Source organism: Bacillus sp. IT-79MI2 (genome assembly GCF_949768135.1).
Classification (GTDB): Bacteria; Bacillota; Bacilli; order Bacillales; family Bacillaceae_G; genus Bacillus_A; species Bacillus_A pseudomycoides.
Map to the genome: position 1 here is coordinate 25,980 of NZ_CATKPV010000117.1, position 19,716 is coordinate 45,695.

Here is a 19,716-nt window from a genome sequence, read left to right on the forward strand (position 1 = left end):
AGTGAAAAATGGGATTTCTTGTCTATGTGAATTGGGAAAATTTCATTCTACTTTAAACTAGTTTTGTAATCTAGAAGTTTATTAGTCAGAGGGATGTTAAAAAGTTAGAATTTTATAAAAATAAATGGAATTAAAATAGGAAATGATATAAAATTAATTTATTTAATATAAATATAATAAGAAAAAGGGATATGCATATGGAAGATTTACAAACACTCGGTTCATTCTTTTTAGGCCTAGGTACAATGTTTGCGGGGCTAGGGGTATTGCTTGCAGGTATTGGTGTGTATACAAAATTTTCACGTGAATCAAAATGATGAAAGCATCCGTACAGGATGCTTTTTTATTTTTTTTTCAATATGCTACAAAAAGGAATCGTATATTCTTTATGGAATAAGGAATGAAAATGGCAGGGGTAGTGTATATATGGATGCATTGGAACAATTTCATAATCTTACATGCCAGATTCATGACGAGATATTACTGATATAAGGTAACAAGAATGAAAAGGAGGTAAGACGGTGAAAAAAATACCAACTGAAGCCTTGAGTAAGGAATTGATGGAAAGAGAAGGGGTTATATCTATTACAGTTAAAGAATTTGAAAAAATTGAAGTCGCTGGAGTGGTAGTATCTGGGCCAGCAGTCATTTTAATTAATCAAGATTAACAGAGTACATATAATGAATATAGAAAAATAGTGAAAAGCATCCTATGTGGATGCTTTTTTATTTGCTAAAAAAGAAATATATAAGATAATTGAGCCATTGGAGGGGAAAGAAAGTGGCTATTATTATTACAATGTTTCTAATGGGGATTTTATTAGGGTTTGTTGGAGCAGGTGGAGCTGGGTTTATTATTGCAGTGCTCACTCTCGTATTTCATGTGCCAATTCACATAGCGCTTGCGACATCATTAACAGCAATGGCATTTACAACACTTTCTGGAGTGATAAGTCATTATCGAGAAAGAAATGTTGTCATGAAAATTGGCTGTGTTGTAGGAGGGTTTGGTGCGCTTGGATCATATGTTGGATCTAAAATTGGTGCTGGGATTCCTGCACAACTCCTTCATTGGTTTACGGCTGGTATGTTATTTTTATCAGCGATATGCATGTTAATTCGTTTGTTTTTTGTGCAAAATCAAAAAGAATTGTCTGCTAGTTTATCAGATCAGTTATCTCCATCTGTACTGGGGAAAGGTGCTCTGTTAGGAATTGCAACTGGGATATTAGCAGGAGCATTTGGAATTGGTTCAGCACCTTTCATTCAACTAGGATTAATGGTATTACTAGGTTTATCAATTCGTCAGTCAGTAGGGACTACAATGCTTGTTATTTTACCAATTGCAATTGGTGGAGGAGTTGGATATACTTCAGCAGGATATTTAGATTACATGTTATTAGTACAAGTTTTAATGGGAACAATGCTCGGAGCATATATAGGAGCGAAGTTTACAAATTATGCACCCCGTGTCATTTTGAAATTTTCGATGATTATGACACCTGTGTTGGCTGGATGTATGTTATTAATGGAATAAGAAATAAAATACTGGGGGGAAGTGATGTGTCTGTTCATCTTCATAAATTGTTGTGTGTAAGTTTTTGGATTGCATTACTTATATCAGGAATATACCCAAAAGATTCTTTTACATGGTTTTTAGAGGTCGCACCTGCAGCTATTTTAGTACTCATTTTAATGATTACATATCGACGTTTTCGATTTACAACGTTCACATACGTATGGATTTGGATTCATATGTTGATATTGCTCATTGGGGGCCATTATACATATGCAGAAGTACCATTATTCAATTGGCTACGCGATGCTTATGATTTAGAAAGAAATTACTATGATCGTGTTGGGCATTTTATGCAAGGATTTGTTCCAGCATTATTAACAAGAGAAGTACTTATAAAGGTAGTTGAGATTCAAAAAAAAGGATGGCTAGAACTACTTGTAATATCAGTTTGTTTAGCATTTAGTGCATTATATGAGTTGTTAGAGTTTGCAGTTGCAAAATTAACGGGGACAGGAGCAGAAGCATTCCTTGGAACACAAGGAGATGTTTGGGACACGCAGTGGGATATGACACTTGCATTAATTGGGGCGATGTTGGCAATGCTATTATTTCGTAATGTTGAAAATATAAGATAGATTAATATGTTTTACGTATGAATTATGTAAGTAATTCATATTTCCCATATAAAAGGATTTACTATAATATAATGAGTATAGCGTTCGAGTATTCGACGCATTACTAGTATTATATCCCTATCCCTTTTCTAAAAATGCGAACAAGTTTTGCCCTATTCTATTCAATGTTTGATTGTATAGAAATATATTGTTCGATGCCCATTATGGAACGTACATAATGGGGAAATCCCGATCCTTAAAGAGGATGCCCCTAATCTTCATGTGAAAATATGATCGGATGAAGAAAGCTGACCAATGTATGGTCAGCTTTCTTTTTTGTGTAAAAATAATTCTTCTGTAATTTCGGTTTGTAATAGCAGTGTTTTTCCAAAGCGGCGTTTGCATTCATCTCTTACTTTTTGAATGGCAAGTGTATGAGAAGTGGCAGACACGGTGACAGTTGCTTGCCGAGATTTTCGGTTTTCTTCACAAAAGACACACTCCACAACATATTTAGAAATCATACTCTCATCCTTCCGCTTGAATTTCTAGGAATGAGTTGTCTCTGAAGTTGATATAACCCTTCGTTACAAATTCAGCATTTTCCTCTATTTTCAAGGAGAAGAACAGGATAAGAAAGAATATTAGGTATGGGAGGAGAGACACATGAAAAGATGGATTGGAACAGCAGCTATATGTGTGAATGAAAAAATGAAATTTTGATGGTATTACAGGGGAAGAAAGAGGAACCGAAAAGGTGGTCAGTACCAAGTGGTGGACAAGAAGAAGGAGAAACATCGGAATATTGTTGTGATTTTCAGATAATTTAAAAGAAAAGTCAATATTTTTTTGTTTGCGTTTGCAACCTTCTGATAGTATGTTTTTTTATTTTCGGAAAATTCAACAATTTAATTGATTTCAGTTTGAATTTTTGTTAAATTGATAGTTAATTAAGGTTACTAACATATTACAAGTAAAGTTGAGGCGAGTTATGGTACAATCCATTGATCGAGCAATAAGTATTATTAAGTTATTGAATTCTATAAATGACAAAGAATATTGGGCTATTTCTGATATAGCTGATAGAACACATCTACCAGTTAGTACAGTACATAGGTTACTTAACTCTCTAATGGAGCATAGATTAGTTACTCAAATTTCAGAAACAAAACAGTATACGACTGGACCGATGTGGATGGAAATGGGATTACGTCAATTAGAGAAGGTAGATTACAGATCCGTTGCAAGAGAAGTGATGAAGCGTTTGGCTTCTGAAGTTGAAGAAAGTATCTACATGAACATTCCAAATGGAACACATTCTATAATTATTGAAAGAATTGATAGCCCTTTAAAAATTCGAGTTATCGATAACTTAGGGGAACAGATTCCTTTTTCGATTGGCGCTGCAAATAAAACGATGCTTGCCAATATGAAAACAAATGAAATGGAACACATTGTAGAACAGTTACTTTCTTCTTTACCAGAACAAAAGCAAATGCTTTTTGATCAACTCGCAATGATAAGAAATGAAGGATATGCTGTGAGTTATGGTGAGAAAACAGAAGGAACAGCTTCAGTAGCTGCACCTATTATAGGATTTAATCATAAAGTAGTAGGAGCACTAAGCATTGGATTAATTAGTCATCGCATTAACGATGATCGACTATCTTTTCTTATTAGTAAGGTAAAAGAAGCGGCTAATGAAATATCAATAAAAATCGGCAGAACATCGGAATAATAATTTTGATAGCCTGTCGTTATTTTTTTATTCATATAACGGAAATGAATTTCATTATGTGGAAAAATAGGGGGATTTATATGTCAAAATGGCAATCAAAAGAACAATTGGTTCAATTATTAAGCGATCTTGTTGAAATTCCTAGTATTACTGGTTCGGAAGCTGAGATTATATTGCCAGATTTTGTTGTTGGCCAACTAACGGATCTAGATTATTTCAAACAAAATCCCAATCATTTGCAAAAAAATCCAACGGGGGATGGACGATATTTCGTTACGGCTCTAGTAAAGAAAAATGATAGTACAAAAAATACAGTAATTCTTGTTAGTCACTTTGATGTTGTAGATGTACAAGATTACGGAGTGTGGAAGGCAGATGCATTTAACCCTAAAAAATTAACATCTATGTTTTATTCTCATAAAGATGAGCTACCGAATCCTGTACGTGAAGATATAGAACAAGGGGATTGGCTATTTGGTAGAGGAACAATGGATATGAAATGCGGCCTAGCTTTACAAATGGCGATGATTGAGCAAGCCTGTGAAGGAAGATTTGATGGGAATGTCCTTTTATTAGCTGTTCCAGATGAAGAAGTGAACTCTGTAGGGATGAGAGCTGCTGTTCCAAGATTATTAGATTTAGCAAAAGAACATAACTTAGAATATAAAACAGTCCTAAATTCAGAGCCTATGTTTACGCGACATCCTGGTGATCAAAATAAGTATATTTACACTGGTTCTATTGGGAAAGTGTTACCTGGTTTTCTTTGTTATGGAAAAGAAACACATGTAGGTGAACCTTTTGCGGGATTAAATGCGAATTATATGGCTTCATTATTAACAGCTGAATTAGAATTGAATACGGAACTTTGTGATATTGTAGAAGGGGAAGCGAGCCCCCCACCAACTAACTTGTTTCAAAGAGACCTAAAGGAGGATTATTCTGTACAAATTCCTCATCGTGCAGTCACATTATTTAATTTATTTTTACTAGAAAAAACGATGACAGATGTAATTTCGTTGTTACATCAAAAGGTAACGAAAGTAGCAGAGAAAATCGAAGAGTCGTATGAGAAGCAAGCATATCGTTTTTCTAAGTATAATCCATTTATACCGCCTAATCTCAAAGTGAATGTATTAACGTATGAAGAGCTTATCGCTTATGCAATTGAGCAACATGGGCAAGAAAAAATAGATGATATTCAATCTACTGTTATAAAACATAGAGAAGATAAAGATGATCGAGCGGTAACAATTGATTTAGTTGATAAATTAGCTATTTTATGTAAAGAAAAGGCACCAATGATTGTACTTTTCTTTGCCCCGCCGTACTATCCAGCTGTAAGTTCACGTCACAATCCTTTAATTAAAGAAGTAGTTGGGGAAATGGAAAGATATGCTCACTACAATCATGGAATTACATTTGAAAATCAAAATTATTTTGGGGGAATTTCAGATTTAAGCTATGTAGGCTTACAGTATCCAGTTGATTCAATGAGCTCACTTGTAGAAAATATGCCGTTATGGGATAAAGGCTATTCAATTCCGCTCCAGGAGTTAGAAGAGTTTGATGTTCCGGTATTAAATATGGGACCAGTCGGAAAAGATGCACATCAATGGACAGAACGCCTGGACATAAATTACGCATTTGAAACGCTATTAGATATGTTGCCTATATGTATTGAAAAATTACTTGTTCCTAATAAAATTACACAGTCATAGTTATGTTTGTATAGGAAAGAAGGGAATGAAGAAAAGGATAGAAATTGTAGCGATATACTACAGTTCCTATTCTTTTTCTTGTAATGATTTGTTTTTATCCAAAGCTCGATTGATGGGGATAAATAAAATAAGAGTATAGTGTTGTTTAATGTAACCAGGATAAGAAAAGTGGCACAATGACTAGACTTGCACCAGCTGTTAGAAGCATGGATAAACTTGCAATTGTACCTTCAACTGGCCCGATTTCAAATGCTTTTGAAGTACCAGTTCCGTTTGCGCTAGTACCTAGCATAATACCTTTCGCGATGGCTGTTTTAATACGGCATATGCGAATAAGAAAAGGGCCTAAGAGTGCTCCAGTTAATGCTGTAAGTACAACGAATACTGCTGTTAATTGTGACATACCACCAATCATTTCTGAGATTGCCATTGCAATTGGTGTTGTGACAATGTGCGGTGCTAAGCTATGTTCTAGTGATGAATCAATGTGAAAAGCATCTGCTAGAAGAGCTGAAGTAATAACAGATAAAAATGAACCGACAATGACGTTAATTAAAATTGCACTCGCATGTTTTTTTAATAAATCAAAGTATTTATAGATGGGCCATGCAAAAGCTACGGTTGCTGGTTTTAATAGTTCAGTTAACCAATGGCCACCAGAATCGTATGTTTCATAAGAGGTATCTAGTCCAAGTAATAACACGATTAAAACAATTGGACAAACGAGAAGTGGTGAAAGTATACTCCAATTCCAGCGCTGATATAGTTTCTTAGAAATCCAATATGTTAATAGTGTTAATAGTAAACAAAAAAAGCCGATCATTGTGCTGATCCTTTCCGCTTTAATAGCAGTTCTGTTAAGATTCCAGTGACGAGTGTTACACAAAGGGTACTAATCATGATAATCAAAATGAGATCGATACCATATTGTGATAATGTATCTTTGTAGCGGATAACAGCGACGGCAGAAGGAATAAAAAATAAAATAAGTTCTTTTAATAAAAAATCCGCTCCGTCTTGAATCCACTCTTTTTTCACCAAGTTAAATTTTAATGAAATTAATAATAAAAAAATTCCGATAATACTTCCTGGAATTGGGAGGTGTGCCTGCTTTGCGATCCATTCACCTGTCCAAGCGAAACAAAATAATAGTAAGATTTGTCCGCTTAATTTCCACCATTTCATACAGTAACACCTCTTTCGCTTTTTTCATAAAAATTGTAAAAAGAATTAACAATTTCTACTATACGTCCTTTCAAAATGTTTGTCTAATATATAAATTATATGTTATTAATTTATTATACATATTAATCGAAAAGAGGATCTCAAATGGAATTACGGCATTTGCAATATTTTGTTGTTGTAGCAGAAGAGCTACATTTTGGGCGAGCAGCTGCTCGTTTACAAATGACACAGCCACCACTCAGTCAACAAATTCAGCAATTAGAGAAAGAAATGGGAGTTATGTTATTTTCAAGAACGAAGCGGAAAGTTGAGATGACAGAAGCAGGAGAGATGTTTTTAAAAGAAGTGAAAAAAGCATTTGATCAAATTGAGAAGGCAGTAGAAGTCGCGCAAAGTGCACAAAGGGGAGAAGTTGGATCACTTTCAATTGGATTTGTAGGGGCAGCGATATATGATATTTTACCGTCTATTGTTAGGGAGTATCGAAAGAAGTTTCCAAGAGTATCTGTTGCACTGCATGAATTATCGACACCGGATCAAGTTCATGCGCTTCATGATAATCGAATTGATGTTGGATTTTTACGTCCACCAATTAATACGCAATTGCTAGAATTAGAACCAATTCAAAAGCTTTCGTGTACACTATGTTTACCAAAAGCGCATCCACTAGCAGAGAAAGAAGAAATTCACATTGAAGATTTGCAAGATGAACCATTTGTATTTATAACAAGACCGGTTTGGCCTGCGTTATATGATACAATTTTATCGTTATGTAGGAATGCTGGATTCAGTCCACACATTGTGCAAGAGGCAACAGAGTATCAAACTGTTATGGGGCTTGTAGCGGCAGGAATTGGTATAACCGTTATTCCGGTATCGGCAAATAAGTTATATAAAACAGAAGTGGTGTACAAGGCAATATTTGATTCTAAATTTGTAGCTGAAATGTCAGTGGCGTATCGGAAAACAAATAGCAGTCCTGAGCTGTTAGAGTTTTTAAAAATTGCGAGAGAAAAAAAACGAATTGAAGTTGAAAATGATAAGTAAGGCGACACAAATGTGATAAAAGAGGAGATGCTATTGTGATGTATCTCACCTTCTTATTTCAATACTGAATAAGTAGACATGTTCATTTTCTTGAATTAATCGTTGGCGGGATTCTTCATTTTCTATAGAAAGTGCGGATATATGGTTTGTGTTTGTTTTTACCCAAGCAGCAAGAACTGTTTTTTTGTTATATTTTATTTTTTGGGAGCTGTTAATCTCTTCGAATGTAGACCCATTAATATCAGGTAAGCTGTTTTCGGAAGCGGTCATTGAACCACCATCAATTCCCATAAACCATTGCCAAGTTTCGTTGTTTGCATGTTGGAATGTTTGCTGACCAACGGATAATCTTATTTTTTTATCTTTAAAGTCGGAAGAAGAAAACCCACCCATATCTTTTACCTTTTCTCCATTCTGGTAATATTCAATATTTGTAAATATTTCAGCTTGTTTATGAGGAATGGTAACTTCATAAAAAGAGACATGTCCTTGTTGTAAGGGTAATAATTGCAAAAGCGCAGTTTCTTTTTTTGATAAATTATATGGTTTTACAGTTGTGTACGAGTTTACATTTTGTTGGACGCCGCAACTACTAAGAGAAGTAATCAATAAAATGATGCTGAGAAGTAGTGTTTTTTTCATTTAATCCCCCTATATTAATATATTAGATTTTTTATGGGAATCTTCCTGTTTCAGTATAACCTTAGACATAAAGTCATTTTTCTGCGACTTAAGACCTAGTAGAGACTCCGATTATAGTTCGATGTTAAAAAAGTCATATTTTTATACACTAGTAGTATGGAATACTGGACGTTAAGAAGTAAGGTAGGGGAATCAATTATGTCTTTATTTCGGTTAGCAAAGAAAAATATACAAAACTATGCTGTCCAACGATTAAAGCAATTTATATGGATTGCAATGAGTACAATGCTATATTTTTTTATTATATCTATCCAATCTAATGAAGCGGTAATAGAAAAAACACAGCATATACCGTTTTTGTTAGCTACGCTATATTATGGGGAAGTACTGTTGTTTTTTGTATGCACTGCTGTCACATACCAAATGACAAAAAGATTCTTAAAAAATAGGAAACAAGAATTACTGTTGTATGAAACTGCCGGTATGAAAAAAAGAAAAATTTTTTGTTTGTTATGTCAGGAGCAGTTTTTGATTTACGGAGGAGCGATTCTTTTTGGTTTTATTCATGGGATGCTGTTTTTGAAATTATTTACAGTAATTTTTATAAAGTTAATAGGAGTTCATGGAATAAATAGCGTACCGATTACGTTATACGCATTATCGATAACAACAATGTTGGTCGTTATAATCATCTTATTATCAATATGGCAATGTTATAAGTTTATTCAAGAATTTAAACGTGAACAATTATATAAAGTTGAGGAAAAGGCATGAGGCATCATGCCTTTTCCTTCGTTTTACAGTGAAAAATATTCATGATACAGTGGAAGGAAGTGAAAAAAGAGTTGGTCAGAAAGGTTGTATAGAATGGTAAATGAACAATCTATAGTGCGAGTAGAACAATTAACAAAGCGAATCGGATCAAAGACATTAGTAGAAAATATAAGTTTTGAAGTAAAGAAAGGCGAAGTTGTTGGTTTATTAGGACCAAACGGTGCTGGGAAAACAACATTAATGCGAATGATGGTTGGTATGATTCGCATGACGGAAGGTGAAGTCTGGATAGATGGTCAATCTGTAAAACAGAAATTTGAAAGCACAGCTGCAAAAATTGGTGCTGTAATCGAGAATCCAGAATTCTATCCTTTTTTAAGTGGTTATGAAAACTTGGCATATTTTGGTCGTATGAATGGTAATGTTACAGAAGATCGCATTGATGAAGTTGTACAATTACTAGGTATGGGACAGGTTATTGACCGAAAAGTAAAAGCCTATTCACTTGGTATGAGGCAACGCTTAGGAATTGCACAAGCACTTATACATAACCCGGATGTACTTATTTTAGATGAACCAACAAATGGGTTAGATCCAAACGGTATTCATGAAATGCGAATGTACATAAATAAAATTGCACATGAACAAGGAAAGGCAGTTCTTGTATCGAGTCATTTATTATCTGAAGTTGAATTAATGTGTGATCGGGTCATTATTATTCAACATGGAAAATATGTGGCAACACAAAATATTAAACAAGCTGAAAGTTTGGAAATGGAGACGATTCATATACGTGTTGATGATGTGAAGCAGGCAGCGGATCTTTTAACGTATGATGTCTTAATTCAAGGTAATGAACTGATTCTTACTGTGGAAAATGAAGGAATTCCAAATGTGATTCGTACATTAACAGAAAAAGGCATTCGCATTTATCGTGTGTATGAAGAAAGAAAAACATTAGAAGAGAAGTTTTTAGAATTAACAGGAGGCAAGGATATTGTTTAATTTAGTTTATAACGAACTGTATAAAATCTTTAAGCGAAAGCGAACAATGATACCGTTTGTTGTTATTGCAATTTTAGTTATTGGTTTAGGGTGGGTTTCTGTTAAATACTTTCCGTCTTTATCAGGAGATTGGAAAACAGAGTATACGGAGCGAACGGCAGAAATTGAAAAAAAACTTGGGAGTACAAAACAGGATATTATCAATCAAAAATCAGGAGATGAGCTTGTTAAAGAGTATCAGCTTAAAATGAAGCATTTAGATACGAATACACCACCTGCAGATGGTTCACCTCTAACTTTTATGAGAGATACCGGATTAATTGTTTTTCCGATTTTATTACCATTTATTCTTGTATATGCTAGTACAATTTTTGCAAATGAGTACAACTGGGGAACTTATAAATTCTTAATGATTCGCCCGGCGAATCGATTTAAAATTTTAACAGCGAAATATGTTGCGATTGTTATTTTTTCTGGATTATTATTTATATTTAATATGCTTTTCTCACTGTTATGTGGGTTTGTTATTTATAAGTTTCAACAGCCAGCATGGACGGAATTTATTGTACAAAATGGTAGTATTATTGAGCGGAATATCTTTGGTGATGTGAGCCAGTATTATATATTAGAATGGCTACCAACTCTTGTGTATGCAGCGCTTGCTTTTATGATTTCTGTTCTAACAAGATCAAGTGGGGGTGCAATAGGTATTTCTTTATTTGTGGCATTATCTGGTGGAATCATTTTAATGCCAGCATCTAGATATGAATGGATGAAATTTTTATTACCGGCAAATACAGATTTATATGGAATATTACAACATGGAAGCTTAGTTTCAGGGATAACATTCCCATTTGCCTCTTGTATTCTGATGATTTATTTACTTGTTTTCCTAGGTATTTCCTATACTGTATTTTCAAAGCGCGATTTAACATAATAATAGATGGAAAAACCGTTAAGAAGAATGATCTTAACGGTTTTTTTTTATCGTAATTTATTAATAGCTTCTTGAGCTAATAAAGCAAAATATTGTGCGCTTATAGGTAATGCTCCTTCATCTAATGTAAAAGCAGGGTGATGCCATTCTTGTGTCCCAGCTGTTCCCATAAAGACGAATGAACCAGGTATGTTTTGTTGATAAAATGAAAAATCTTCTCCTGCCATAGAAGGTTTTGGTGAAATAATTTGGAGGCCCATTACTTGAGCAATATGGATAGATAATTCTGTAAGTTTTATATCGTTATGAACGGCAGGAGGACCTGGATACCAATGCAATTTCGTTTCAACACCTAGTGCATCAGAAACCCCTTTAATAATACGTTCCATCAGTTCTGGTATTCTTTGGCGTGTTTCAGGTTGGAATGTACGAACGGTTCCTTCTAAAGTTGCTTTTTCAGGGATAACGTTCCATGTATTTCCTGAATGAATGTTTGTTACACTCACGACAGCGTTATGAAAAGAGCTTACATTTCGGCTTACAATTGTTTGTAGTGCCATAACAATTTGAGAAGAGGCAACAATTGGATCAACACCAGCATCAGGTACAGCTGCATGTGTTCCAACTCCTTGTATTTCAATCTCAAAACGATCAACGCCGGCCATAAGTGGTCCATCTTTTATACCAATTGTACCAACTGGTAAATCGGGCTTATTGTGCATACCAAAAATGGCTTGTACGTTTTCTAAATGACCAGCTTCTATTACTTTGCATGCTCCGTCTCCGCTTTCTTCAGCAGCTTGGAATATGAACCTAACAGTTCCGTTAAGTGAAGATTCATTTTCTTTTAATAAGTAGGCAGCGCCGAGAATAGATGCTGTGTGAAAATCATGTCCACATGCATGCATTTTACCAGGATTTTTAGAAGCATAAGATAAATTAGTTTCTTCATGTATAGGAAGAGCATCAATATCAGCACGGAGCGCAATAATTGGTCCATTTTTATCACCGGAAACTTCTGCGATTACGCCAGTTTTTAAATTAGAACTAATAATTGTGATGTTAGCTTCGTTTAACCAGTTCTGTATCGCTTTTGTTGTTTCTGTTTCTTCATAAGATAGTTCTGGATATTGATGTAAATGACGGCGGATGGAGATTAGCTTCTCTGTTAATTGATTTGTGATGGATGTCATCTATTTTTCCTTCTTTCTCAAGATAAACTTCAATTTCTGTTTTTAGTAAAATATATTTATTAGTAATTATATAGGAATTTAGTTCTTTTGGAAGAACCTGCAAGAAAAGAGGTTTCTCAAATGAGAAACCTCTTTTCTTTTATGCAGCAACTTTCTTGTGTGTATGATGTTTTTGATAACGGCCGCGCATTGTATACGCAATTTGCGGAATTGCAATTCCAACCAAAATAAGCGCCACACCAAGCCATTGAGAAGAAAGTACTGCTTCTTTTAAAACGAATACAGACATAATTGTTGTAACAGGTAGTTCGGCTGCCCCAAGAATAGTTGCTAAGCCGGAACCGATTTTTGGAATTCCGATTGTAAAGGCAATGGATGGAATGACAATACTAAATATTCCTAGTCCTAAACCGTATTTCCAAAGCCCTTGTGAAATCGCTCCGTTAAAAATAAATGTTGGTGGGAATACGATCATTACTAAAGTTAAAGCACCCGCCATTAAAAGGACACCCCGTGGTAATGATGGTACTTCAACAGCAACTTTACCACTGACAAAAATGTAGGTTGCAAATGTCACAGCAGATAGTAAACCTAGTATAATTCCAGTTGTATTAAAATCACCTACTGATTTTTCTAATAATCCGCTCGATAAGAATGTACCAGCAAGTAAAAAGATAACAGAAATGACTTTTTCTCTTGATGGCAATGTTTTTGTCGCAACAGCTTCAATGATAATACCAACCCAAACGAATTGGAATAAAAGGATAATGGCAATAGATGCCGGTACAGTTTTTAGTGAAGCGTAGTAAAAAATTCCTGTGAAACTTGCAGATGTTCCAGCGACAAATAAAACAAGCATTTGTTTAAGGGGAACACGATGTCTAGAAAATAGGAGTGTAATTCCAAGTAAAATAAACCAACCGAACAAATATTGACTACCAATTACTTCTCCAAGTGAAAAACCTTCTGCGTATGCAAGTTTAACAAAGATAGCTAAAATTCCATAGCTACATGCTCCTAATAAAACCAATAGAGAATAACGAAGCATGAAAATTCCTCCCATCTTATATATTCAATTGTTCCAAAACGGACATATATAACTAGATGGAAGTATACAAAATTAAAAATGAAGGGTCAAATAAAAGAAAAGTGTGACATTTTATAGAATAATAATAAAAGTATGATATTTATGCATAATCTTGAAAATTATAATTATAGAAGTGTTGTAAGATAAGGTGAAGGGTGTATAAAGGTATCATTTTAAAAAAATATTTTCTTACAGGAAATGTATAGTATACAGAGGTGTGGTATACAAATTATTTGTTGTTTGGAAGAAGCTTTGATATGTTAATGAGTAACAGAATATTATTTATAATAGAAGAGAAATGAAAACGCTTCAGAAAATATGCATTTTAATTTTTCGATATATAAGCTACAGTTATGGATAACAAAAGGTGACCGCTACTTGTTTTCTCTCTTTGTTTTCACTTGGCATGGGGCAGGAAAAGAATCTGACCGCTTCTATGCATGGCGGGATGCTCTCTCCCACCTAAAAAGAAGGATTTTATTTCGGTTTTTTAATTTGTAGTTATATAGCAGTGTGCAGCTATTTTTTCTTATTAAAATGTTGTAAATAGTGAATTCATGAATTGTACATAGTATTTTCTTTTGTTTTTGCTACAATATTGAAGAGGAGAGGAGTGTAACAATGCAAGATATTAATATTTTTTTAGCGTTTGGTGCGGGATTCTTATCATTTATTTCCCCTTGTTGCTTACCGCTTTATCCAGCATTTTTATCGTACATAACGGGAATGTCGGTTTCTGAATTAAAAGAAGAAAATGCGATGCTTCGTAAAAGAAGTATGATACATACGGCGTTTTTCTTACTTGGATTTTCAATTGTCTTTATCGCAATTGGTTTTGGTACAAGTTTTATTGGATCATTCTTCCAAGATTATAAAGATTTAATCAGACAGTTAGGGGCGCTGTTCATCATTGTATTTGGACTTGTAATTGTGGGGGTATTTAAGCCAAAGTTTTTAATGCAAGATCGAAAATTTACATTTAAAAGTCGTCCTAGTGGCTATATTGGATCTATTTTAATTGGTTTGGCATTTGCTGCTGGTTGGACACCTTGTACAGGGCCGATTTTAGTAGCTGTAATTGGACTGGCTACTACGAATCCAGAATCAGCAATGATATATATGATTGCTTACATACTTGGGTTTGCAATACCGTTTTTTATACTTTCATTTTTTATTACGAAAATGTCTTGGATTAAACGGCATAGTGGAACGTTTGTGAAAGTAGGCGGATATATCATGATTGTTATGGGTATATTCTTATACTTTAATTGGATGACAAAAATTATTGCGTATTTCTCAAGTTTATTTGGTGGTTTCACGGGTTTTTAGTATTATCCTGTGAAAATGTTGGAAATACTAACAGAAAAGCATATAATGAAACTGTATTTTCATATTGCCACAAAAAAGGATGAGAAAGTATGAACTTAGTTCTTTTATCAAGTATTGTTGCCATTTGTATGGCTGTAGGTGCGATGTTTATTCGTTTAAAAGCAGCAAAGAAACCAGCAACATTGAAAAAAATTATTCTCCCACCGTTTTTTATGAGCACGGGGGCATTGATGTACATTTTTCCGGAATTTCGTCTAACACCAGCAGAAATGTTAGAAGCAATCGGTGTAGGTTTGTTTTTCTCAATTTTTCTTATTAAAACATCTAAATTTGAAGTTCGTGGACAAGATATTTATTTAAAGCGTTCAAAAGCTTTCGTATTTATTTTAATTGGCTTACTCGTTGTACGTATTGTGTTTAAAACATATTTGAGTCAATCACTTGATTTAGGACAGCTAAGCGGTATGTTCTTCTTACTTGCTTTTGCAATGATTGTATCATGGAGAATTTCCATGTATCGTTCATTCACGAGATTGCAAAAGGAAATGGAAAAAGAAGATGGATTTTATAATGAGAAAGATATGAAATTAACGTAAAAAACCTCAAGATTCCTTGAGGTTTTTTATTATGTTAACCGAGAAGATCCCCTTCTCTAAACGAAGTGAAGGTAGGGGTAGGTCAATTAGCCAGCAGTGATTGATAACGGGAATAGTCAATTTGCTTTTCTTGTAATTTTTTAATTAAAAACTTATGATCTCGTTTTGGAGTTGCTACAATATACCCCTTAATGATTAAATCTTCAGTTATTTTTGAGGCTTTTTCTTTTAAAGCGAGCTCTCCAATTTTACCAGCAATTTTAGATCTTGCAACATCACGAAATAGTTCAGGAACAGGACTTACAAGCTCCTCTAATAATTGCTTTTGCTCGTCATTCCATAAATGCCGTGTTTGATCGATATAGTGTTGTTCCCAATCTAAAATAGACATGCCGTCTTCTTTCGGTAGGCGTTTTAAGAATTTTCGGAACATGAAATATCCACCAATAGACATAAGGCCTAGTAAAATAACAGTCCAAGTAACAATAAACCAACTAAACCATCCTTCGAGCAAGTGTATACCCCCTTTGCGATAACAGTTTTCCTTTTACTAGTATTATAAGCAGTGGGATTGATAGAAAGCAAGAACGCTTGGTCATTTTGACCAAGCGTTATGAATTAAATAAAGTATAGTTGTTCGACACGTAATATGTCAGTATCATCTTCTAAATATTCAATAATAAGTGTGCCGACTTTACGATCTTTATCTTCAGTTGTGAAAATAGAGTAAGAAGTAAAACGTTTTGTTGATAGGCCACTAATATGTGTAGGAAGAGAAATGTAGTCGTTATCGCGGAAAAACTCCATGAGTTCAACATCTTCAAATTGTTTTCGATCTACTGCTTGATTTGTGTAGCGACGTTGTAGTTGTTTTAAAGATTCGTTCCAAGAAATTACTTTTGTATCGTATACCATTTGTTCTATCTCCTTACTATATGTAATCATTCAGAACGTATGTTCTAATCTAGTATACTCTGTTTCTAATAAAAGGGAAAGCAAAAAATAATGTAAGCTTGGATTTCCAAGCTTACATAAAAGGCGTCCATAATCGTCTCTGTTTTTTATTATAAGCTAGATAGAAATAGGAAACAAGGTAGGAAGTATTTTGTTGATAGTTTATAAAATTCCGTTTATTGTAAAAAAGAGGTTTATTTTAGTGGAAAAGGGTGGAAGAAATGACGTGTATAATTTCACTTCAAGGACCAATGGCAAGCGGGAAAACAACGTTAGCAAGGAGATTAGAGCAAAGAGGTTTTCAGATAGTATATGAAAATCCTTATGAAATTGTAGAGAAGAGAAAAAAATAAATTTGGATATTTACACAAAAGAGGGATTTATTACAAATCAAAGAATGTTTATTGGAGCAAAAATAAAAGAAATTTAGAATGCGCGAGGGTGCACTGTAATATTTGATCGTGGTCCGGAAGATATTGAGTTTTATACACTACATTTTCCAAAATTGATAGGGATGGATTGGGATATTGAAAATGAATTAAAAGATGAATTGTATCAATTAAGAAAATGTCGTTCGAATGCAATTTTTTATTTGGATGTTTCTAAAAAGATATTGCAAGAGAGAAAGAAGAATGATAATACGAGAAGACGCAGTACATTTGAAGAACAGCTAGAGTTAATAAACACTGAAAAACAGTGGTATCAACAGTTTCCAGTTACATATGTGAATACTGATGAGGCGACAGTAGAGGAAACAGAGGTGTTTCTTGTGAAATGGTTAAGGGAGAAGAAATAGGAAGAAAACGCACTTGAACAAGGCTTTTAATATAAAGAAAAAGATCATATTAGATCGACTAGTCTATCAATACAAGGAGATGGGGGATCATTATGATGAAGGTAATAGAGAACGTACATGAAGCCTCGATATTACTGTTAGTATTATGTTCATTTTGTTATTATAGACATTTAAAAAAAGTGAAGCGAGAGAGAAAGCTTTCTGCTTTTGAATTTACAATGTACATCTTAACTCAACTGGCATACTTCCTTTGGGCAGGCAGTAGCCTTCTTAAGATTTTGTCAAAATCATAGCATGTATATGAAAACCACCTATTTATAGGTGGTTTATCATTTGAATTTATACGTAGGATTTCATAAGATGTTTCTTTGCTCTTTATATAGGAGAGGACGAATAGGCTTGTTGCATCAATGTAAGTAAGTGTTCCGTTACTTTTTCACGAAGTGTCCCATGCTTTCTATAGTTATATTGATACTCGTTATGAAACCATTTTTTATTTTGATATTGTCCAACAGGATAATTTTTTTTCTTCGGGTTCCTAACATGACCATCAAGCTAATTCATTTCAATGCCCTCAGAATGAAAAATTTATATAGTTTTCAATTTTAATATTTTGGAGGCTTGTATGTAACTTTTTTGTGATTTATAAATCCATGTTACGAAACCGCCCATATCTTTATAATGATGAAGAAATCTCAAGATTGTTGAGTTATGATACTAAAAAAGTCGATTTCTTATTGGGAAATCGACTTTAAAGCTATTGTTCAAGAAAAACACCTGTTTAGCGTAATAACTAAGACTTTATTGCATCTATAATTAACGATGGAAAAACAAGTTTATCCCCTTGATTTCGTGGATCATATTTTTTTGAACGAAAAATAACCCCATCGGCTCCATCCCACTCATTGTAATGAAAATTCCCCTCTTCATCACAATATTCAAGTAATTTTACTTCGAATCCAACAGTTTCAAACATTTTCCTTAAAGTTTCATAATTATGAACTATTTTATGACTAGCTGCGGGATGGTCTTTAGGTCCAGGTCCCCCAACTTGTACACCCTCCTGGTATTCTTCATCTGGGAAAAATGCATCAGGAACGGCGCATCGAATATAACCACCATGCTTTAAAAATTCATAACATACTTTCGCTGCTTCTATGCCTTCTTCATATGATAAATGTTCCCATACATGCTCCGCTAAAATTACCGCTAAAGAATTAGGATCAAACCTTTTTATCCAATCTTCCCTTTTTAATAAATTCAATTCTTCCTCATTCGTATGTAACCAGCCAGGATTATTATTATATTCCCCTGCACCAATTACCAGCTTAATTTCCTTTTGTTTTATAGCCAACAGTTTCACCTCTTATATTTTTGTCTATTGTTATATTTGTAATATGTAATTTTCTTCTTAGGGTATCGCCATATCAACATCAACCTAAGATAAATTTGAAGAATTTGTTATAAAGTAGATTCAAACTTATTTTGTACAACGATAAATAGCAAGTGTTTTCGGATCACGCCATATCCCGTTATGAAGGGCTAACTCATGGTCTATTTCATTTGCAAGCCATTTTTTCATTTCTGAATGAAGATGAATATCATCAGGTATGTTTAAAGATGGAAACATACTAGAGATATAGTTAACGATAGGTGTAGCATGATGAAATAGAAGTGCATTATGAATAACTGTTTCCTCCACAGTTTGAAAAACAGATTGTAATAATTGTTTTCCGTTCTCTAAACAAAATGGAGTAGCTGTTGGTGTTTTTTCAGGTAGACCAAATGCGACTAACATTTTATTACACATCTCATCTATATAAGGTAATGAAACCTGAGAATTTGTTGTGGCTAGAAATTTACCTCCAGGATAAATTACTTTATGGAATCCTTGAATTGTTTTTTCAACATCCGTCATGTGATACAGCATATGTCTTGCGATAATCCAATCATAGGAATCAGCTGGGAAAGGAAGTTTGGTAGCGTCTCCAAGTTTCCATTCAATATTTACATGTTGCTGTGCTGCATTCATAGCAGCTTCTCGCAGCATAGTTGTAGATTGATCCAGACCAGTGAGATGCCCCTTGTGCCCGTTTACGTGTAGTAGTGCAAGGAATTTCCCATTAGCGCACCCAACCTCTAATATTTTTTCTGTTCCTTGTAATTGTAAATGCTCAATTACAACTGTATCTAAATCGACTCGTTTTTCTTCATATTTTTTATGGGTATCAATCCGTGTTTGAAGATGATTACTTACAGCGTATTGTCTTTTTACGTCATTCATTTTTTCTGATTCCACCTTTATGCAAAATTGCTGAATAGCATGTGTTAAAACATCTGTTTTATTTAGGCCTTCATAATGAAGTGTTGCTTCAAATCTTTCTAGTAATCTTTCGTCAATTCGAAAGTGAATATCTTTTCTCTTAACCAATTTTGGGTCCCCCTTACAGCTGTTAGTGAGACTATAGCACGCTTTAGAATTTTCTGTAAATAAAGTGTGTACACAATGGTAACAGAGTATTGAAAAAATTATTCAAATAATCGTTTAAACTATTGACGATTAAACCGTTTTCATATAT

22 protein-coding genes and 2 pseudogenes are annotated in these 19,716 nt (G+C 34.1%); 14 read left to right on the top strand and 10 right to left on the bottom strand.

Annotation, left to right across the window (positions count from 1 at the left end):
* Window positions 1-521: 521 nt before the first annotated feature.
* The 3 genes from ACM6HU_RS25595 (at window position 522) to ACM6HU_RS25605 (ending at window position 2,154) form a co-directional block, all read left to right on the top strand.
* Entirely contained in the window at window positions 522-668 is a 147-nt protein-coding gene (locus ACM6HU_RS25595; protein WP_003199195.1) for a BC1881 family protein, read from the top strand.
* Window positions 669-799: 131 nt separating this feature from the next.
* Window positions 800-1,537 carry a sulfite exporter TauE/SafE family protein gene (locus tag ACM6HU_RS25600; RefSeq protein WP_255851297.1) on the top strand — a complete coding sequence of 246 codons (738 nt, stop codon included), beginning with the start codon at window positions 800-802 and terminating at the stop codon, window positions 1,535-1,537.
* Between the two features lie 26 nt (window positions 1,538-1,563).
* On the top strand, window positions 1,564-2,154 hold the full coding sequence (locus tag ACM6HU_RS25605; RefSeq protein WP_016115768.1) for a DUF2238 domain-containing protein: 591 nt from the start codon (window positions 1,564-1,566) through the stop codon (window positions 2,152-2,154).
* A 302-nt stretch (window positions 2,155-2,456) separates the two neighbouring features.
* Here the strand turns inward: ACM6HU_RS25605 and ACM6HU_RS25610 are convergent, their stop codons facing one another.
* Window positions 2,457-2,657 (bottom strand): DUF3903 domain-containing protein, encoded by a 201-nt coding sequence (locus ACM6HU_RS25610; protein WP_016115767.1) that lies wholly within the window; start codon window positions 2,655-2,657, stop codon window positions 2,457-2,459.
* Between the two features lie 142 nt (window positions 2,658-2,799).
* Between ACM6HU_RS25610 and ACM6HU_RS25615 the strand changes: the two are divergent.
* The 3 genes and pseudogenes from ACM6HU_RS25615 to ACM6HU_RS25625 form a co-directional block, all read left to right on the top strand.
* Window positions 2,800-2,945 (top strand): annotated as a pseudogene (locus tag ACM6HU_RS25615) (NUDIX hydrolase); the annotation flags it as partial.
* A gap of 179 nt (window positions 2,946-3,124) precedes the next feature.
* Window positions 3,125-3,871, top strand: coding sequence for an IclR family transcriptional regulator (locus ACM6HU_RS25620; RefSeq protein WP_242226996.1), 747 nt, complete (start codon window positions 3,125-3,127; stop codon window positions 3,869-3,871).
* Window positions 3,872-3,951: 80 nt separating this feature from the next.
* Window positions 3,952-5,592 (top strand): M20/M25/M40 family metallo-hydrolase, encoded by a 1,641-nt coding sequence (locus ACM6HU_RS25625; RefSeq protein ID WP_016133202.1) that lies wholly within the window; start codon window positions 3,952-3,954, stop codon window positions 5,590-5,592.
* 145 nt (window positions 5,593-5,737) lie between these two features.
* Here ACM6HU_RS25625 and ACM6HU_RS25630 read toward each other — a convergent pair whose 3' ends face one another.
* Window positions 5,738-6,415 (bottom strand): LrgB family protein, encoded by a 678-nt coding sequence (locus ACM6HU_RS25630; protein WP_016131828.1) that lies wholly within the window; start codon window positions 6,413-6,415, stop codon window positions 5,738-5,740.
* On the bottom strand, window positions 6,412-6,777 hold the full coding sequence (locus ACM6HU_RS25635) for a CidA/LrgA family holin-like protein (protein WP_016131827.1): 366 nt from the start codon (window positions 6,775-6,777) through the stop codon (window positions 6,412-6,414). The genes ACM6HU_RS25630 and ACM6HU_RS25635 overlap by 4 nt, the downstream gene beginning before the upstream one ends.
* A 144-nt stretch (window positions 6,778-6,921) precedes the next feature.
* Between ACM6HU_RS25635 and alsR the strand changes: the two genes are divergently transcribed.
* Entirely contained in the window at window positions 6,922-7,824 is a 903-nt protein-coding gene (gene alsR, locus ACM6HU_RS25640) for an acetoin biosynthesis transcriptional regulator AlsR (protein ID WP_016115762.1), read from the top strand.
* Window positions 7,825-7,869: 45 nt separating this feature from the next.
* Here the strand turns inward: alsR and ACM6HU_RS25645 are convergent, their stop codons facing one another.
* Window positions 7,870-8,466, bottom strand: coding sequence for a hypothetical protein (locus ACM6HU_RS25645; RefSeq protein ID WP_016131826.1), 597 nt, complete (start codon window positions 8,464-8,466; stop codon window positions 7,870-7,872).
* A gap of 198 nt (window positions 8,467-8,664) precedes the next feature.
* Between ACM6HU_RS25645 and ACM6HU_RS25650 the strand changes: the two genes are divergently transcribed.
* From ACM6HU_RS25650 to ACM6HU_RS25660, 3 genes are all read left to right on the top strand, one after another.
* The gene (locus tag ACM6HU_RS25650; RefSeq protein ID WP_016115760.1) at window positions 8,665-9,240 is read left to right on the top strand and encodes an ABC transporter permease; all 576 of its coding nucleotides are present in this window, start codon (window positions 8,665-8,667) and stop codon (window positions 9,238-9,240) included.
* 93 nt (window positions 9,241-9,333) lie between these two features.
* Window positions 9,334-10,245 (top strand): ATP-binding cassette domain-containing protein, encoded by a 912-nt coding sequence (locus ACM6HU_RS25655; RefSeq protein ID WP_016131825.1) that lies wholly within the window; start codon window positions 9,334-9,336, stop codon window positions 10,243-10,245.
* Window positions 10,238-11,182: an ABC transporter permease gene (locus ACM6HU_RS25660; protein WP_016115758.1), complete on the top strand. Its 945-nt coding sequence runs from the start codon at window positions 10,238-10,240 to the stop codon at window positions 11,180-11,182. Before ACM6HU_RS25655 ends, ACM6HU_RS25660 begins: the two co-directional genes overlap by 8 nt.
* Before the next feature lie 47 nt (window positions 11,183-11,229).
* Here ACM6HU_RS25660 and ACM6HU_RS25665 read toward each other — a convergent pair whose 3' ends face one another.
* The gene (locus ACM6HU_RS25665; protein ID WP_016131824.1) at window positions 11,230-12,375 is read right to left on the bottom strand and encodes a M20 peptidase aminoacylase family protein; all 1,146 of its coding nucleotides are present in this window, start codon (window positions 12,373-12,375) and stop codon (window positions 11,230-11,232) included.
* 139 nt (window positions 12,376-12,514) lie between these two features.
* Complete coding sequence (locus ACM6HU_RS25670) at window positions 12,515-13,423, bottom strand: EamA family transporter (protein ID WP_016115756.1); 909 nt, start codon at window positions 13,421-13,423, stop codon at window positions 12,515-12,517.
* A 660-nt stretch (window positions 13,424-14,083) separates the two neighbouring features.
* On the opposite strand from ACM6HU_RS25670, the gene ACM6HU_RS25675 reads away from it, so the two are divergent.
* Window positions 14,084-14,791, top strand: a complete 708-nt coding sequence (locus tag ACM6HU_RS25675; RefSeq protein WP_016115755.1) for a cytochrome c biogenesis CcdA family protein — start codon at window positions 14,084-14,086, stop codon at window positions 14,789-14,791.
* An 89-nt stretch (window positions 14,792-14,880) separates the two neighbouring features.
* Window positions 14,881-15,387 (top strand): CcdC family protein, encoded by a 507-nt coding sequence (locus ACM6HU_RS25680; RefSeq protein ID WP_016115754.1) that lies wholly within the window; start codon window positions 14,881-14,883, stop codon window positions 15,385-15,387.
* Window positions 15,388-15,469: 82 nt separating this feature from the next.
* Here ACM6HU_RS25680 and ACM6HU_RS25685 read toward each other — a convergent pair whose 3' ends face one another.
* Window positions 15,470-15,901, bottom strand: a complete 432-nt coding sequence (locus ACM6HU_RS25685; protein WP_016131823.1) for a DUF2621 domain-containing protein — start codon at window positions 15,899-15,901, stop codon at window positions 15,470-15,472.
* A gap of 104 nt (window positions 15,902-16,005) precedes the next feature.
* Window positions 16,006-16,302, bottom strand: a complete 297-nt coding sequence (locus tag ACM6HU_RS25690) for a hypothetical protein (protein WP_016115752.1) — start codon at window positions 16,300-16,302, stop codon at window positions 16,006-16,008.
* A gap of 260 nt (window positions 16,303-16,562) precedes the next feature.
* Between ACM6HU_RS25690 and ACM6HU_RS25695 the strand changes: the two are divergent.
* Window positions 16,563-17,137: pseudogene (locus ACM6HU_RS25695) on the top strand (AAA family ATPase).
* A gap of 92 nt (window positions 17,138-17,229) precedes the next feature.
* Window positions 17,230-17,430: a hypothetical protein gene (locus ACM6HU_RS25700; RefSeq protein ID WP_016131820.1), complete on the top strand. Its 201-nt coding sequence runs from the start codon at window positions 17,230-17,232 to the stop codon at window positions 17,428-17,430.
* Window positions 17,431-17,930: 500 nt separating this feature from the next.
* Here ACM6HU_RS25700 and ACM6HU_RS25705 read toward each other — a convergent pair whose 3' ends face one another.
* Together ACM6HU_RS25705 and ACM6HU_RS25710 are read right to left on the bottom strand one after the other, a co-directional pair.
* Complete coding sequence (locus tag ACM6HU_RS25705) at window positions 17,931-18,491, bottom strand: class I SAM-dependent methyltransferase (protein ID WP_016131819.1); 561 nt, start codon at window positions 18,489-18,491, stop codon at window positions 17,931-17,933.
* A gap of 126 nt (window positions 18,492-18,617) precedes the next feature.
* A complete protein-coding gene (locus tag ACM6HU_RS25710; protein WP_016131818.1) occupies window positions 18,618-19,568 on the bottom strand; it encodes a class I SAM-dependent methyltransferase in 951 nt (316 codons plus the stop codon).
* Window positions 19,569-19,716: the final 148 nt, after the last annotated feature.

What these genes read in the sequence shown, in the direction of transcription:
- ACM6HU_RS25700 (WP_016131820.1), top strand. Translation starts at nt 17,230, where the DNA reads ATGATGAAGGTAATAGAGAACGTACATGAAGCCTCGATATTACTGTTA.
- ACM6HU_RS25625 (WP_016133202.1), top strand. Translation starts at nt 3,952, where the DNA reads ATGTCAAAATGGCAATCAAAAGAACAATTGGTTCAATTATTAAGCGAT.
- ACM6HU_RS25675 (WP_016115755.1), top strand. Translation starts at nt 14,084, where the DNA reads ATGCAAGATATTAATATTTTTTTAGCGTTTGGTGCGGGATTCTTATCA.
- ACM6HU_RS25670 (WP_016115756.1), bottom strand. Translation starts at nt 13,423, where the DNA reads ATGCTTCGTTATTCTCTATTGGTTTTATTAGGAGCATGTAGCTATGGA.
- ACM6HU_RS25655 (WP_016131825.1), top strand. Translation starts at nt 9,334, where the DNA reads ATGGTAAATGAACAATCTATAGTGCGAGTAGAACAATTAACAAAGCGA.
- ACM6HU_RS25600 (WP_255851297.1), top strand. Translation starts at nt 800, where the DNA reads ATGTTTCTAATGGGGATTTTATTAGGGTTTGTTGGAGCAGGTGGAGCT.
- ACM6HU_RS25630 (WP_016131828.1), bottom strand. Translation starts at nt 6,415, where the DNA reads ATGATCGGCTTTTTTTGTTTACTATTAACACTATTAACATATTGGATT.
- ACM6HU_RS25620 (WP_242226996.1), top strand. Translation starts at nt 3,125, where the DNA reads ATGGTACAATCCATTGATCGAGCAATAAGTATTATTAAGTTATTGAAT.
- ACM6HU_RS25610 (WP_016115767.1), bottom strand. Translation starts at nt 2,657, where the DNA reads ATGATTTCTAAATATGTTGTGGAGTGTGTCTTTTGTGAAGAAAACCGA.
- ACM6HU_RS25635 (WP_016131827.1), bottom strand. Translation starts at nt 6,777, where the DNA reads ATGAAATGGTGGAAATTAAGCGGACAAATCTTACTATTATTTTGTTTC.
- ACM6HU_RS25650 (WP_016115760.1), top strand. Translation starts at nt 8,665, where the DNA reads ATGTCTTTATTTCGGTTAGCAAAGAAAAATATACAAAACTATGCTGTC.
- ACM6HU_RS25645 (WP_016131826.1), bottom strand. Translation starts at nt 8,466, where the DNA reads ATGAAAAAAACACTACTTCTCAGCATCATTTTATTGATTACTTCTCTT.
- ACM6HU_RS25665 (WP_016131824.1), bottom strand. Translation starts at nt 12,375, where the DNA reads ATGACATCCATCACAAATCAATTAACAGAGAAGCTAATCTCCATCCGC.
- ACM6HU_RS25690 (WP_016115752.1), bottom strand. Translation starts at nt 16,302, where the DNA reads ATGGTATACGATACAAAAGTAATTTCTTGGAACGAATCTTTAAAACAA.
- ACM6HU_RS25680 (WP_016115754.1), top strand. Translation starts at nt 14,881, where the DNA reads ATGAACTTAGTTCTTTTATCAAGTATTGTTGCCATTTGTATGGCTGTA.
- alsR (WP_016115762.1), top strand. Translation starts at nt 6,922, where the DNA reads ATGGAATTACGGCATTTGCAATATTTTGTTGTTGTAGCAGAAGAGCTA.